Below are 15,259 nucleotides of genomic sequence, written 5' to 3' on the forward strand. Positions count from 1 at the left end.
GCAGTCGCCAGTGCTTCGGATACCCGCGCGGATCAGTTCTCGAAGCTGTCGATGACTGCGTCAGCGATCGCACGCTTGGTGACGATGCCGACTATGTCGTTCACGCGTGGGCGGGAGCTGCCTTGGAAAACGATTGCGGCACCGGCGCGGTGGCGCTTGAGTCTCGCAAGCACCAGGCTCAGGAGGTCCTGATCGCGACAAATGACGATCCGCCGTTCGGCAAATCTTTCGACGAAAAGGTCAGAGTTGATTTGAGATTCCATCCACAGACCCGAACGCGGCGGAATTAGCCCTACGATCCGGCCGTCCCGCTCGACGACGATCGCTCGTGCGTCATTAGTATCTTCCGCAGGCAACGCTTGTTTCAGCGTGGTGCCTGCCCTGGCCACGATAAAGCGCTGCTCCATGATGTCTTGGGCCTGCCTAACCAGATATAGATTGATATGTCGCTCCTTGGGGATACGGTGGCCGCGATGGCGCAGCTTGATCGTGTAGATCGTCTCATTGATGAGCGCGCGCCTTACGCCTGCAGCCAGCGCCACCGCAACGATCACCGGCACAATGACCGCGTAGTCACGGGTCATTTCGAACACCATGACGATGGCCGTCATCACGCCGCCCGTTCCCGCGCCGACCATGGCCGCCATTCCAACGATCGCGGCCGAGGAAGGCGTCAGTCCGGAATGAGGCAAAATAGAACTGGTCGCGGCCGCAAAGGCGGCACCCAAAGTGGCGCCAAGATAGAGCGAAGGAGAGAAGATCCCACCCGAGGCCCCACAGCCGAGGCTGACGGTCGTGGCAACCAGCTTCAGCGCAAAGAGCAGCGCAAGAAGACCCGCCGCAGCCATCTTGTGGTCCAGGATATCCTGAATGACCGAATAGCCGACCCCATCAATGTAGGAATGTCCGAACGCGCGACTAAGTCCCACCATCATCAGGCCGATCACCGCCATGCCCACGATGTTCTGGACGTATTCGTTTGCCGACAGCTTCGGAAACCCATCCTCCATGAAAACGAGCAGTCGGATAAACAACCAGGCTGCGACGCCGCACAGCAGTCCAAGCAGGACGAACGCAATCGCCTCCTGCGGATTGAACGACGCAACCAAGGGAAACTGAATGTCAGGCACCGCAAAGGCAGGATCTGGGCCGATCAGAATTCGCCCGATCGTCGTCGCAGCGCCAGTCGCCACGACGACGGGAAGGAAGGTGCGGTTCGACACTTCCGGTAGGAGAATTTCGAGAGCAAACAGCACGCCGCCAAGCGGCGTGTTGAACGTCGCGGCAATACCCGCGCCGGCGCCGGCGGACAGTAGCGTTATCTTCTGCCGCGTGGAGAGTCCGATGAATTGAGAGAAGGCCGAGCCGAGCGCCGACCCGATCTGGATGATCGGCCCCTCGCGCCCGACAGCGGCGCCGCTGCCTATCGATATTGCGGAAGCCAGAGCCTTGATCAGCGCCACCGTGCCGCGGATGTTGCCTCGCTTGTAGAAGATCGCGTCCATCACCTCGGGGACGCCGTGCCCCTTTGCCTCGGGAGCAAAGCGCCTCACGAGAAAAACGACAATCAGGCCCCCGACGATCGGCGAAAACAGAATGAAGTCGCCAAAGTGGCTGGGACCCTCGCTGATATTAGCATCGTAAACGAAACTGATTCTGCCATTGTAAGAGACGTTGTGCACGAAGCCGATCAGGGCGCGGAACGCAACCGCGCCTAGCCCAGTCATCACCCCGATAACCAACGCGAGGCCACAAAGAACGAGCAGGCTCACTCGCCGTTCCTCTGGCAGCGATTTGCGGCTGTCGGCTGCGATGGCTTTGATATTGTCGGGAGTCAGCACCACGGGTACTCGGGTCACAATGGTTGGATCGAGATCAAAATAGCGAGATACAGACCCACCTGCCAGAAAGCCTTCCGGAGGCTCTCGGCGAGCGGACGGTTGACGGCGACCCCGGACGGCCTCTGATCGAGAGTCCGGAAAACCACTAGGCAATCGCCCGTTTATCAAGTGATGGCCAATTGTACTCCGGAAATTGCATCGAATCTGCAATATCCCGGCCTACGGCGAGCCTGGCCAGGCCGGGAAATGCAAAGGCCTTGACCACCAGGTTGCGGAACAGCAGCCCGAGTTGGGTCTTCGGCGCAAAGGCACCGGCAAAGCGCTCGGCCCCGCGCTGCTTCCCATTGATGTAGCGTCGCAGCAATGCCTCGTATCTGTTGAATGCAAGTCGATATTGCCCGGCCGCAGCGCCGAGTTCGCCGGCAAGCACGTAGGCCGAAATCATCGCGAGCGCCGAGCCTTGTCCGGCCAGCAGCGAGACGCAGAAGGCGGCGTCGCCCACCAGCGCGGTGCGGCCGCAAGACCAGCTTTGCATCCGGATCTGACTGACGCTGTCGAAATAGAGTGACTGCGTTTGCTCAAGCTCGCCGAGAACCTTGCGACATTCCCAGCCATCATGACGGTAGAGATCTCGGAGTAGCGCTTTCTGAGCATCAATCGTGATAGGTAGTTCCTCCTGTCTTGCAACGAAAACAAACAGGAACAGCGTGCGATCGTCGCGTAACGTGAAACGACCGAGCATCCGGCCCGGTCGTCCGTACATCATATAAATGTCCTCGTCGCGAGGGCGATAGCCACGCGCCTCAAACGCCGCGACGGCATAGCCTAGGTGCTTTTCGAACCTGGATTGCGGCCCGAAGGCGAGCTTGCGCGTACGCGAATGCAGGCCGTCGGCTCCAATCACCAGATCGAACCGTCGTTCGCGTTCGCGCTCGAATTGGACTCGAACACAATCCGGCTGCTCTTCCATGGAGACGATCGTGTCACCAAATATGGTCTCGACCTGCCCCTGCGATTTGTCAAAAAGCAAGCGGGAGAGGTCGCTTCGTTGGAGTGTCACGTAGCGCCCGGCCGTCAATTCCGAGAATATCTCTGTGCCGAATCCGGCAACCGGCTGCCCCGTGCCATTTACGATGCGCATTGCCCGCGCATGATAGCCGACGCGATTTATATCGCCGAGCAGATCCATCCGCTCCGCGAGATCATAGCCGAGTCCCCAAAAGTCGATAACATAACCACCATGTCGCAAGGCGGGGGCCTGCTCAACGATCGTCGCCTCGAAGTCCGCCGCCTTCAACCAATATGCAAGGGTAGGGCCCGCAATGCCCGCGCCGGAAATCAAGACAGTTCTCATGAGGCGGAACCAACGTCGCTGACCGATGTGCCCATTGCAAGTTAGTAACGCATGAATGGTTTCGGCGCGATTGCCAGGCACAGCGTTTATGGGATGCAAGTGGAATTGTCGGTACGATATCGTACGCAACGTCGCGGACCTTCGCGTGGCTAACGGCCACTCTTCTCGGCTCTTCATTGTTTGGCCGAGCTGGATTTGCCTTCACGACCAGAGAGCTGCGGCCCAATCCGCCGAAAAGAGGCGTAGCTGAAATGGTGGGTTTGGGTGCGTCGAAATTGAAAATGCCTGATCTTTCAACGGGATTGACTGACACTCTCTCCGCCTTTTGCGCGATTTCGCACGCGATCTCCCGAGATTTCTACGCCTGCATCGCGTCCAGCGCTTCGCCTTCGGCGCGAGCGCTTACAGCCGTAGGGCTCTTCGGTTCGAAAGACCCGGCGCAACAAAGGCGGTCGCTGTCGGGACGGACCGGACATCGATGAGACTACGCTTCCAAGGACCCCCTACCGCTGCTCGGTGGCGATGCGCAGACCCAAAGCAATCAGGACTATTCCGGTCACGCCCTCCACAAGGCGCCGCACGGTGGGGCGTTGAAGTGCGCCCCGTACCTTGTGAATTGCTGCGGCATAAAATGCGAGCCAGAGGAAGGTCATGACTGCAAAAACAATTCCAAGAGCGAGAAGTGTCGCAAAGGTCGAGCCGCCCATCGGTGCAAATTGGGGAAGCAGGCTGGTGAAGAAAACGGCCATCTTGGGATTGCTGAGATCGCTGATGAGTCCCTGCCTGAAGGCGATCCAAGGGCTTACGCGGCTATGCGAGTGGTTTTCGACCGCGATTCCCGAACCTTGTTCCGGCGGCCAAAGGGCTTCGTACAACGCGTAGATGCCCAGATAGATAAGATAAGCGGCCCCCAAATACTTGATCGTGAGAAACAGTGGCGCCGAGGCCACCAGGAGAGCAGCAAGGCCGACGCTGGTCGCCAGGGCCCAGACCGTCTGTCCAAGGGCTATGCCAGCCGCCGTGCAAATCCCGCCAGTCCGCCCGGCCAATAGAGTGCTGCGGATCGTCGTGGCCGTATCGGGCCCCGGCGTGACGATGACGATGATCGACGTCCCGATGAATGCAAGAAAAGATAGCATGCTCCGCTGCTCCTCCACATTGCCGGCGATCATAATACACACTGCCGAGGTTTTTGGTCCGGCTCGGCGTACCCAATGAGGATCATGAGGGTAGATGGGCTCGCCAGCTATACGTTGTGGCAGGCGAGCGCTCGATCACCCACGGACCGAAGTTCGGGAACCTCGACCAGGCAGCGTTGGCTGGCCAGCGGACAACGTGGCGCGTAGGCGCAGCCGCTTGGCCGCTTGAACAGGCTTGGCGGTTCACCTGTTTCGATCGCACCGAGAATTCGCTTGGATGGGTCCGGCTTCGGAATCGCCGCCACCAGCGATCGCGTATAGGGATGGCGCGGATCATCCAGAACTGTCCGCGTTGCGGCCTGCTCCACGATCCGGCCCATATACATCACGGCAACACGATTGCTGATTTGTCCGATGACGCCGAGGTCGTGGGAGATGAACAGCATCGACAATCCAAGCTGCTCCCGCAGGTCCATCATCAGGTTGAGCACCTGAGCCTGCACTGATACGTCGAGGGCCGAGACCGGCTCGTCGGCAATCACGATGGACGGTGAGGGAAGAATTGTTCGTGCGATGCCGGCCCGTTGCCGCTGTCCGCCGCTCAGTTCGTACGGATAGCGAGCGGCAAAAGATGGATCCAGGCCGACCGCCGTCAGTGCGGCGGCGATCGCGGCGCTGCGCTCGGCGCGACTGGTGAAGAAGCCATTGATATCGCCAGCCTCCGCGACCGAGTCTCCGATCGCGCGCCGCGGATTGAGCGATGCATAGGGATCCTGGAAAACCATCCTGATGTTCAGGCGCATGTCGCGAAGGCCGGCGCCCGTCATGTCCCTTCCCTTGAAGCCGATCGTGCCGCTGTCGGGCCGGACCAGCCCCACGATGGACCGGCCCACCGTGGTCTTGCCACAGCCCGACTCGCCGACGATGCCGAGCACTTCGCCCTCTGCCAGCGACAGCGACACGCCATCCACCGCCCGCACCTGATATTTTCGGCCGGATCGCCTGACCTTGAAGGAGACCTTCAGGTCCCGAATGTCGAGGACAGCGTTTCCGTTCATCGCGGTCCCCCATCGTCCAAGGGGAAAGTGCAGAGCACCTCGTGTCCTCGCGAGACTTCCGCGCGCGGTGGGGCTGCCGTGCGGCACGGCTCGCGCACGGCCGCGCATCGTGAGGCAAAGACGCAACCGGCACGGACTGTGCCGGGCGCCGGCGGCTGGCCCGCTATGGTTGGCAGGCGGCGCGCGCCGGAATTCCGCGACGGCATGCAGTCCATCAGCCCGCGTGTGTAATGGTGGCGCGGCCTGCCGAACAACGCCTCGACGCCCGCGGTCTCCACGATCCGGCCCGCATACATGACCGAAACGCGATCTGCCAGCTGCGCGATCACCCCCATGTCGTGGGTGATGAACAACATCGCCATGTCCAAGCGGTTGCAGAGCTCGCGCAGCAGACCGAGGACCTGCACCTGGATGGTGACATCCAGTGCCGTGGTCGGCTCATCGGCAATCAGAACTTGAGGCCTGCAGGCCAGCGCGATCGCGATCATGATCCGCTGGCGCTGGCCGCCGGACAGTTGATGCGGATACGCGGACAGCTGCATTGCAGGATCCGGCATGCGCACAAGTTCGAGCAGCTCGCGGGCTCGGGCCATAGCCGGCGGGCCGGAAACGCGATCATGCACGCGCACGGCTTCGGCGATCTGATCGCCGATCCGGCGAACCGGGTTAAGCGAAGTCATCGGCTCCTGAAAGATCATGGCCATACGGCCGTGGCCTGCTTCGACGCGCTGCCAGGGCTGCAGCTGTGTCACGTCGCAGCCCTCCAACAGGACTCGGCCGGCCCGGATCCGCGGGCCTGGCTGCGGCAGCAATCCCATCACCGCAAGCGAGGTCATGCTCTTGCCGCAGCCGGACTCGCCGACGAGGCCAAGGATTTCACCCTTGGCAAGTTCGAAGGACACACCGGCGACGACGTCAACCGGTGCAGTCGCCGGCCCCAATGACACGGTAAGATCTTGAACGGACAGCACGATCTAGCCCTTCTCGCCAAAGAGCTGGCGGAATCGGGGATCGAGACGATCGCGCAGTGCATCGCCGACCAGGTTGAGCGAAAATGCGGTCGCCACGATCATCATGCCCGGAAAGAACAGCAGCCATGGCGCGCGGGTGATGAAGGTGTGCGATTCCGCCAGCATGTTGCCCCAGCTCGGAATCTCCGGCGGAGCGCCGAGGCCGAGGAAATCCAGCGATGCCGCGCCAAGTTGCGCGAACGCGAAGACGAAGCTGGCCTGCACAAGAAGCGGTGAGACCAGGTTCGGCAAAATATGCTTGCCGACGAGCCAAGCCGTTCCGGCGCCCATGCTGCGGGACGCCTCGACATAGGTCTCCGTGCGCAAGCGCAGCGTCAGGCCGTAAACGATCCGCGTCGTCGTCGTCATGTAGCCGAGTCCGATCGCCAGAATGGCGTTCACCACGCTCGGACCGAGGATCACGATCAGCCCAAGTGCGAGCAGCAGGCTCGGGAACGCCATGAGCACATCGACCATGCGCATCAGCACATGACCGAGCCGGGGGAACAAGGCGGATAGCACGCCGATCGGTACGCCTGTCCCAAGTGCGAACGCGACCACGCCCGAACCGATCAGGAGCGCCATGCGCGCTGACTGGATGGCGCGTGACAAGGTGTCCCGGCCAAACTGGTCGGTACCGAACCAATGAAGCGCGTTTGGAGGCGTCAGACGGATCGACGGATCGATGGCGAAGGGATCGTAAGGTGCGAGCCAGGGCGCGAAAATCGCGGCGAGCAAGGTCCCCAGAAGGATGCCGAGCCCCATCAGTGCGATCGGCCGCGCGATGAACGGCTTCAGCCAAAACATTGCGTCGTCACGGCTCATTGGAGTTCGACCCTGGGGTCGAGCAGGCGATAACTCAGATCGACGATCAGGTTGATCAGGAGATATACGACCACGATGACCAGAATGACGCCCTGGATCACCGGATAGTCTCGGCGGAGGATCGACTGAACGACGAGGCGGCCGATACCCGGCAATGCAAACACGGTTTCGGTCACCACGGCTTCGGACAGCAGCGCGGCGAACGTGAAGCCGAATGCCGAGACCACCGCCAGGAGCGCGTTGCGCAGAATATGCCGGCTCACGACCTGCCAGGGCCGGATACCCTTTGCACGCGCTGTGCGCACGTAATCCTCGCGGGAGACGTCGAGCATGCTGGCGCGTGTCAGCCGCAGAATCAACGCGGCATTCGGCGCAGCAAGCGCCAGGCTCGGGAGGACGAGGTAGCGGAGATTGACGATGCCGCCTTCGAAGATCGATGGGTAGCCCGAACTCGGAAACCAACCCAGCCACGCGGCAAAGATCAGGATCAAATAAAGCCCGACCCAGAACGTCGGAATCGATGCCATCAGCATGGCCGCGCCTGATAGTCCCTGGTCGAGCCAGGTGCCGTGCCGAACCGCCGCGATCATGCCGATCGGCACGCCGATGAGCGTAACCCAGATCATCGTCATGGTGGCGAGCAAGGCGCTGGTCTCAGCACCATCGGCAATGACCGACAACACCGGTGCCTGGAAAAAGATCGACCGTCCGAGGTTGCCCTCGGTCACGTGGCCGATCCAGGTCAGATATTGCAGGATGATCGGTTGATCGAGACCGAGCTGGTGTCGCAGGGCGTCGATCTGATCGGGGGTCGCGGTGTCTCCGAGCAGAACATAGATGGGATCGCCCGGAACGATATGGATGAAGGCAAAGATAATGACGGACGCCGCCAGAAGCGTCACCGTCGTCGTCGCCGCGCGCTTGAGTGAGTAAGACCACATGCGATTGCGCGGCTGATCAGCGGCGACGATGCGCGCGGGACATTTCGGGTGGTCTCATCGCCCGTCCTTATTTCGTGGACACATTCCAGAACGCGGGACCATTCGGGTTCAGTCCCTTCAGCTTGGGAGAAGCGATGTCATAGGTGTAGGCATCCCCCACTTTCATCACCGGAACCTGGTCGTAGATCAGCGACTGGATCTTGTCCCATGTCGCCTTTCGTGCGACCGGATCGGTCGATTTGATCAACTCGGCTCGAAGCGAGCTGATCTCGGGGCTGTCCCACCATCCCGGGTAGCTCGCATTAAGGAACGTGAGGAGCAGTGGATCGGGCGAGAAGGAATGGTGGGTGACAAAGATGTCCCACTGTTCCGGCTGGCCTCGCATCTTCAGAAGCGTCGCCCAATCGACGACCATCATCTGAACATTGATCCCGGCGTCGGCCAGTTGGCGCGTGAAGACAGCGGCTTCATCATAGTGCGCCTGATAGTTTGTCGAGACCAGGAGGCGGATCGGAGTCCCCGTATAATCAGCCTCCTTGGCGAGCTCCTTGGCCTTCTTCGGATCGTGGGGGCTGTAGCTGGACACACCTTCCGCCGAGTACCAGGGCGTACCCTTGGGAAAGATCGATCCCTCGGCGTTCCACAGCTCCTTCGAGCCGAAGGCGACGCGCAGGGCCTGCGACTTGTCCAGCGCGGTCTGGATGGCACGGCGGAGCTTGTAATTGTCCTTCAGGATTCCCTGCTTCGAGTTCATGAAGAAAAGGCCGAAGATCGGCGCGTTCGTGCGCTGCACCTGAACCGATGGGTCCTTGCTCAGGGATTCGTACAGATCGCCAGAGATCATTTCCGCATAGTCGTAGTCCCCGGCCTGAACGCCGCTGACGCGGGTGCCGACGTCAGGCACCGGAATGAACCGGATCTTGTCGAAGATGGCGGTGCGGGCGCCGGCGAAGCCGTCGCCCTTCTCCTTTACCGGTTTGTAGCCATCGAATTTCTCCACCTCGACATAGCGGTTCGGCCGCCACTCGACGAACTTGTAAGGACCGGTTCCGATATAGTCCTTCTGCTCGATCGGCTTGTTGCCTGCGTTGGCTGCGATCTCTTCCGGATAGATCGCAAGGCCACCATTCACATCCGCGATGAGCGTTTTCCAGGCGCCGTTGGGCGCCGATAGTTTTAGCGTGACCTCATATTTTCCAGTTGCCTCGACCGATGTGGCTGCGGCCATCAGGAGCTTGCCGCGCGCGCCGACATTGCCCCACCGCGTCATCGAAGCGACCACATCCTTGGCGGTCATCTCCTTGCCGTTGTGGAAGGGGACACCCTCGCGGAGCTTGATGACGATGGTCTTGCCACCGTCTTCCTCGCGTTCACTCTCGGCCAGCAGCGGGCGTGGCGTATAGGTCGAGTCCAGCGCATACAGCGTTTCGAAGATGTGGCGGCCGATAACCGATGCGACGTCGGCTGTCGTCAGCATGACGTCGAGTGGCGGCGGTTCGCCGATGGTGGCTTCGCGAAGCAGGGTGGCTGCGCTGGCCTGCGCATTCAGAAACAATGCGGTGGCGATTCCAACGGCGCCACGCATCAAGGCACTGAGATCGCATCTCATGATCGCCCCTCCCATCTTGTTTCGGCCGCCTGCCTTGACGGCAGGGGATATGCCCTTCCGGTTTAGACCCCGGCGGAACGTTATCGTTTGTTTGAAAGTTACATGCAGATTATGCTAAGTTTCAAGCGCAAAATTGCAATAGATTGCCCATCTGCCGATACGTGGTCCAGCCAAGGCTGAAGGTTTCTTACGGCGATCTTCGGGCCAGGGCGCAGGTTAATCCGACCTGAGGAAGGGCGCGCATGCCGCGTGCGAAGCGAATTCAAACGGCGAAAGCCGCTGCGACAGCAGTCTCGACACCATCGCGCCGCGACGCTTTCGTGGCCGGCGACATCGTCTCTGTTATCAGACAAAGTGCTCCGAGCCTCAGTCCTTCGGAGCAACGCGTTGCCATGGCGCTGCTGGCCGACGTCGAGTTTTCCATTCACGCGAGCAATGCCGAACTGGCGCGCCGCGCGCGTGTCAGCGAACCGACAGTGACCAGGTTTAGCCGTTCCGTCGGCTGTCGCGGCGTCCGTGACCTCAAGGTGAGGCTGGCTCAAGCCATGGCGGTTGGACGGATCTACCTTGAACTACCCCCACATGTCGGCACGGATCTGGCGCGCCCCGCGCTCTGGCGGTCGGTGTTCCAGGAAATTCGTCGCGCAATTGCCGCCGCCGAGGAGGGATTACGGAGAGAGGACATCGAGAGGGCTGCCGAAGCCATCTCCCGCTGTTCGAAACTTGCAGCGTTCGGCGTGGGCGGCGGCTCGACCCTTGCGGCGATGGAGGTTCAAAATCGCTTCTTTCGTCTTGGGATCGCCGTCTCGCACACCTCCGACCCGATCCTGATGCGCATGGTCGCCGCGACCTTTGGCCGGGGTGATGTCGTGGTCGCCATCTCGACCACCGGCATGGCGAAGGAGGTGATCGAGGCAGCTGGGATCGCCAAGCAATACGGTGCGCTGGTTGTCGCGATTACCAAGCCGCAAAGCAGGCTGGCCTCGATCGCCGATATTGCGCTCGGCGTGCACGTGCCCGAAGCGCCCGATGCGCTCAAGCCGACCGCGTCGCGCTATGCCTTTCTCGCTGCCATCGATCTGCTCGCCGCTTCGACGGCCTATTGCAAGCCGCTCGAAGGCCAGACACGGATGCGTCGGATTAAGTACGAGTTGCTGAAGGGGACGGACGGGAATTCAAATGGCCCGCTCGGCGACTGAATCGCGCTGCCGGGCACGCGGCGAGAAATCGCAAATATACGGAGGATGAATGTGAGTATGATGCATGACAACGGTGAGCTTTGATCCAGGAACAGTCGAAACCGTTCCATCGATCAACGGATGTTGACGGACGCTCTCTGCGACGCCTTCATGAAGCCCAGCGTCAGTTTCGCTCCCCCGCCGTCCGACTGGACTGAGAGACCTGTTCGTTCAGAAATGTCTCCAGGATGCGGCTGACAAACTGGTTGCCTTCAGGAGTAAAATGCGCCCCGTGCTCCGCGCCGTAGGCAGCTGCTCCATCCAGGGTCACGAATGGAATTCGACGCTGCTGCAAAGAAGAGATGATCTGGTCGTCCTTGTGCTGCAGGGCGACGAGCAGCCGGCTGCTGTTGCCAGTGACGAAATCGTCGATCGCGCCCACCAGTCTGTCGGTGGGATCGGGGACGAAGATCTGCGGCGCGTGGACCTCGACATAAGTGAAAGAGGCGAGACGCGCCAGCCACGCATGGCGCGGCAGCCATTCATCGCGGATCATCAGCTTTAGCGATTTCGGGACCGGCTGCCCCCTGGCAATCAGTGACCCGTCAGCCGTCATCTCGAAATAGGGCTTGCGGTAGCCGCCGTATCTGACATTGGTTCCGTTGTCCAAGCGATCGTTGTCGGTGCAAAACAGCAGTACGACGACGGCGGGCTTGATTGTAGGCCAGAGTCGCTTCAGCCAGAGCAGCTCTTGATCCGTCCCGTATCCGGAGACGCCCGCATTGAGGATCGAGAAGCGCGGGAGCCGCTCCCTCAGCAGATCGGTGAAGCGTTCATTGGCCTCGGCATCAACACCCCACACGAACGAGTCGCCGAGAAACAGGATGGTTGGCCTGCCATTCGGTAGGAACTCGATGTCGCGCAGTCCGAGGCTGTTGTGTTTGGCGTGGATCGTTCGCGCGGTCGTGACGACGGCTTCGGAATAGGGGACCGGGATCCAGCCGAGTTCGGCATCGTAGTCATAGGATAGTGAGCGCTCGCTCGCATCCTGGCGCAGCACCCGAAAGTCGGCAAGCCGTAGCGCGGCTTCCACGGCGAGTAGCGACAAGAGGATGGTGACGAGCGTCGACCCAAGCGATTTGAGATTCAAGGCGGCTCCGTCGCGTGAAAATATGCCCTGGAATATTGATCACATTGACGACAATTTGCACCCGTCATGAATCGGCGCTTTGCGCTCGCGGCGCCACGTCTTCTTTTAGCGATGCTCGTCGCCGGAGGTCAAAGCCCGGCGCTCTTCGCAGTGCTTATTGTGGTGCAACAAAAACGAGCACCAGATTGAATCCGCCACTCCCTTGCCTTGAGTTTTGACGCCTCGAACGGATAAGCTGGCAGCGTCTGATGCCAGGCGAAGGTGCTTTGGCCAGACGGGGCGTGGGGGGCTGATGCAGTTTCTGGAACCGTCCGATGACGAAATCGTCGCCGGACCAAGCAATCGCAATTTCGGATTCACGATGGCGTCAGTGTTTGCGCTGATTGGTCTTGTCGGTCTCTATAAGCATTCGTCTCATGCGCCGCTCTGGCTTGGCGCCGCGGTCGCCTTCGCTGGTCTGACGCTCTGGCGGCCGCAAACGCTAGGATTAGCCAACCGGGCCTGGCTGAAGCTCGGTCTCTTGATGTATCGCGTCGTCAATCCGGTCATCATGGCGATCCTGTTCTTCGGCGTCATCCTGCCGATCGGATGGATCATGCGATTGTCCGGCACGGATTTTCTTCGGCTCGGGCGCGATCGTGCATCACCGACCTATTGGCTTCCCCGTTCCGACCCAAGAGACATATCCGAATCGATGCGCCAGCAATTTTAGGCACAGCACATGTCATTCCTGCAGGAGTTATTCGCGTTCATTCGAGCCCGCCGCAAATTTTGGCTCATTCCGATTTTGGCAGTAATGCTGGTTCTGGGAGGGCTGTTGATCGTCACCAAGGGATCGGCGCTGGCGCCGTTCATCTATACGCTTTTCTGAGTGGTCGCGATGCGCATCCTGGGGATCTCGGCCTTCTACCATGACAGTGCCGCGGCGCTTGTGATCGATGGCAAGATCGTCGCGGCGGCGCAAGAAGAACGCTTCACGCGCAGGAAGCACGATCCCGGCTTTCCCGGCTCCGCGATTCGTTATTGCCTTGAGGAAGCCGGCATTGGCGCGAGCGCGCTCGATCATGTCGTGTTCTACGAAAAGCCATTTCTCAAGTTCGAGCGCCTGCTCGAGACCTATCTTGCCTTTGCGCCGCGTGGCTTTCGGTCGTTCCGGACGGCCATTCCGGTCTGGCTCAAGGAAAAGCTGTTCCAGAAGAGCGTTCTCCGTAATCATCTGCGTGCGATTGATGACGCCGTCGATTGGGAGGCAAGGCTTCTGTTTGCCGATCATCATCAAAGCCACGCGGCCTCGGCCTTTTTCGCCTCTCCGTTCACGGAATCCGCGATCCTCACGCTCGATGGTGTCGGCGAGTGGACGACGACGTCGGCTGGCTTTGGCCGTGACAACACGCTCGATTTGCGGCGCGAGATCAACTTCCCGCATTCGATCGGGCTGCTCTATTCAGCTTTCACCTATTACACCGGCTTCAAGGTCAATTCCGGTGAGTACAAGGTGATGGGGCTCGCCCCCTATGGCGAGCCGAAATATGCGAAGCTGATCCTCGAGCATCTCGTCGATCTCAAGGACGACGGCAGCTTCAGGCTCGATCTCGGCTATTTCGATTATTGCACCGGTCTCACCATGACCAATAGCCGTTTCGACGACCTGTTCGGCGGCAGGCCGCGCGATCCATCGGAGCTATTGGAGCAGCGTCACATGGATCTGGCGGCGTCTGTCCAGCATGTGACCGAGGAGATCGTGCTGCGTCTCACCCGCAGCCTGGCGCGCGAGGGTCTATCGAAAAATCTCTGTCCCGCCGGTGGCGTCGCGCTGAATTGCGTCGCCAACGGCAAGGTCCTGCGTGACGGGCAATTCGAGAAGATCTGGATCCAGCCGGCCGCAGGCGATGCCGGTGGCGCGGTCGGCGCCGCGCTGGCGGCGTATCATCAATTCGCAGGCAAACCCCGCATCCCCGCCGCGGGCGACGCCATGGCGGGGAGCTATCTTGGGCCGGCCTTCGCGCCATCGGAGATCGAAAGCCGGCTGCGAGCAGCCGGTGCCGTGTTCACCGAGCTCGATGATGACGCCATCATCAGCGACACCGTCGAGGCCCTGATCGCGGAGAAGGCGGTCGGATGGTTCCAGGGGCGAATGGAGTTCGGTCCACGCGCGTTGGGGGCGCGCTCCATTCTCGGTGACCCCCGGTCCCCCACCATGCAGAGCTCGCTCAATCTGCGCGTCAAGTTTCGAGAAAGCTTCCGTCCATTTGCGCCGGCGGTGCTCCGTGAGGATGTCGCCGACTGGTTCGAGCTCGACGAGGATAGTCCCTATATGCTGCTTGTCGCGGACGTCTTGGGGAAGCGGCGGCTACCGGCCGATCCACGCAACGAGACGCTGTTCGGTATCGAGCGCCTCAATATCGCCCGATCGGACATCCCGGCCGTGACCCACGTCGACTATTCGGCGCGCGTCCAGACCGTGCATGCCGATACCAACCAGCGATTTCATGACCTGCTCACGGCCTTCAAGGCCGCGACGGGGTGTCCGGTGCTGGTCAACACCAGCTTCAACGTGCGCGGCGAGCCGATCGTGTGCACGCCGGAAGATGCCTTCCGCTGCTTCATGGGCAGCGATATCGAGGTCCTGGTGGTCGGCAATTGCTTCCTGAAGAAGGAAGACCAGTCGCCGACGCTGAAGCTCGACTACAAGAACCGCTTCGAGCTCGACTGATGGTCAGGGATGACGAGGCTGCTCGCAAAGATAAAATGCTTCGTCACTTGCTCCATTCGCTCGTCGCAATCTCATCATGACGGCCGTGACGTTGGCAGCTTTGGAGATCGGGCTCCGGATCGCCGATTTTCGCGAGCTGCGGGACGGCGTCAGCGAGCGCTCGCTGAGCTACGCCTATGACGCCGAACTCGGACGGGCCCCGGTTCGGGGATCGACCTCCGTCGGTGTGGTTGCGTCCGCCTCGCCGACACCGGAGGCGCAGCGCCGGTGACCTCAGGGCCTAGCCGCCTCCCGTCACCCGCCATCTCCCGTCTCCCGCGCGCTTCAGCACGGGATCGCTCACCCGTACCCTGACGGTTCGTCGCATTGGCGACCGCTGCCAATGCGTCATGCACAAACGCCGCTGTACAGAGGCCGCCGCCGTCCGTAACCTCCGGGCCG

Annotated in this window: 14 protein-coding genes; 5 read left to right on the forward strand and 9 right to left on the reverse strand. The window is 60.9% G+C overall.

The window, feature by feature from the left end; all coding sequences use genetic code 11:
• Window positions 1-32: 32 nt before the first annotated feature.
• From L6637_RS11930 to L6637_RS11965, 8 genes are all read right to left on the reverse strand, one after another.
• Window positions 33-1,844, reverse strand: a complete 1,812-nt coding sequence (locus tag L6637_RS11930) for a chloride channel protein (protein WP_237864255.1) — start codon at window positions 1,842-1,844, stop codon at window positions 33-35.
• A gap of 142 nt (window positions 1,845-1,986) precedes the next feature.
• Window positions 1,987-3,183, reverse strand: a complete 1,197-nt coding sequence (locus L6637_RS11935) for an FAD-binding domain (RefSeq protein WP_237864254.1) — start codon at window positions 3,181-3,183, stop codon at window positions 1,987-1,989.
• A 515-nt stretch (window positions 3,184-3,698) separates the two neighbouring features.
• Window positions 3,699-4,367, reverse strand: coding sequence for a LysE family translocator (locus tag L6637_RS11940; protein ID WP_237864253.1), 669 nt, complete (start codon window positions 4,365-4,367; stop codon window positions 3,699-3,701).
• A 74-nt stretch (window positions 4,368-4,441) separates the two neighbouring features.
• A complete protein-coding gene (locus tag L6637_RS11945) occupies window positions 4,442-5,392 on the reverse strand; it encodes an ABC transporter ATP-binding protein (RefSeq protein WP_237864252.1) in 951 nt (316 codons plus the stop codon).
• Entirely contained in the window at window positions 5,389-6,333 is a 945-nt protein-coding gene (locus L6637_RS11950) for an ABC transporter ATP-binding protein (protein WP_249798319.1), read from the reverse strand. The genes L6637_RS11945 and L6637_RS11950 overlap by 4 nt, the downstream gene beginning before the upstream one ends.
• Before the next feature lie 33 nt (window positions 6,334-6,366).
• On the reverse strand, window positions 6,367-7,227 hold the full coding sequence (locus tag L6637_RS11955) for an ABC transporter permease (protein WP_237864250.1): 861 nt from the start codon (window positions 7,225-7,227) through the stop codon (window positions 6,367-6,369).
• Window positions 7,224-8,168 carry an ABC transporter permease gene (locus L6637_RS11960; RefSeq protein WP_237864249.1) on the reverse strand — a complete coding sequence of 315 codons (945 nt, stop codon included), beginning with the start codon at window positions 8,166-8,168 and terminating at the stop codon, window positions 7,224-7,226. Before L6637_RS11960 ends, L6637_RS11955 begins: the two co-directional genes overlap by 4 nt.
• 67 nt (window positions 8,169-8,235) lie before the next feature.
• Window positions 8,236-9,777, reverse strand: coding sequence for an ABC transporter substrate-binding protein (locus L6637_RS11965; RefSeq protein ID WP_237864248.1), 1,542 nt, complete (start codon window positions 9,775-9,777; stop codon window positions 8,236-8,238).
• Between the two features lie 242 nt (window positions 9,778-10,019).
• Here L6637_RS11965 and L6637_RS11970 point away from each other — a divergent pair, with 242 nt between their 5' ends.
• Entirely contained in the window at window positions 10,020-10,976 is a 957-nt protein-coding gene (locus L6637_RS11970) for a MurR/RpiR family transcriptional regulator (protein ID WP_271606103.1), read from the forward strand.
• A gap of 163 nt (window positions 10,977-11,139) precedes the next feature.
• Here the strand turns inward: L6637_RS11970 and L6637_RS11975 are convergent, their stop codons facing one another.
• Window positions 11,140-12,105 carry an SGNH/GDSL hydrolase family protein gene (locus L6637_RS11975; protein WP_237870770.1) on the reverse strand — a complete coding sequence of 322 codons (966 nt, stop codon included), beginning with the start codon at window positions 12,103-12,105 and terminating at the stop codon, window positions 11,140-11,142.
• 292 nt (window positions 12,106-12,397) lie between these two features.
• Between L6637_RS11975 and L6637_RS11980 the strand changes: the two genes are divergently transcribed.
• From L6637_RS11980 to L6637_RS11995, 4 genes are all read left to right on the forward strand, one after another.
• Window positions 12,398-12,817: an SxtJ family membrane protein gene (locus L6637_RS11980; RefSeq protein ID WP_237870772.1), complete on the forward strand. Its 420-nt coding sequence runs from the start codon at window positions 12,398-12,400 to the stop codon at window positions 12,815-12,817.
• A 9-nt stretch (window positions 12,818-12,826) separates the two neighbouring features.
• Window positions 12,827-12,976 (forward strand): DUF5989 family protein, encoded by a 150-nt coding sequence (locus tag L6637_RS11985; RefSeq protein ID WP_237864243.1) that lies wholly within the window; start codon window positions 12,827-12,829, stop codon window positions 12,974-12,976.
• Between the two features lie 9 nt (window positions 12,977-12,985).
• Complete coding sequence (locus L6637_RS11990) at window positions 12,986-14,818, forward strand: carbamoyltransferase family protein (protein WP_237870774.1); 1,833 nt, start codon at window positions 12,986-12,988, stop codon at window positions 14,816-14,818.
• A 76-nt stretch (window positions 14,819-14,894) separates the two neighbouring features.
• The gene (locus L6637_RS11995) at window positions 14,895-15,089 is read left to right on the forward strand and encodes a hypothetical protein (protein WP_237864241.1); all 195 of its coding nucleotides are present in this window, start codon (window positions 14,895-14,897) and stop codon (window positions 15,087-15,089) included.
• The last annotated feature ends 170 nt before the right edge of the window (window positions 15,090-15,259 follow it).

Origin of the sequence: Bradyrhizobium zhengyangense (assembly GCF_022012435.1) — a bacterium.
Classification (GTDB): domain Bacteria; phylum Pseudomonadota; class Alphaproteobacteria; order Rhizobiales; family Xanthobacteraceae; genus Bradyrhizobium; species Bradyrhizobium zhengyangense.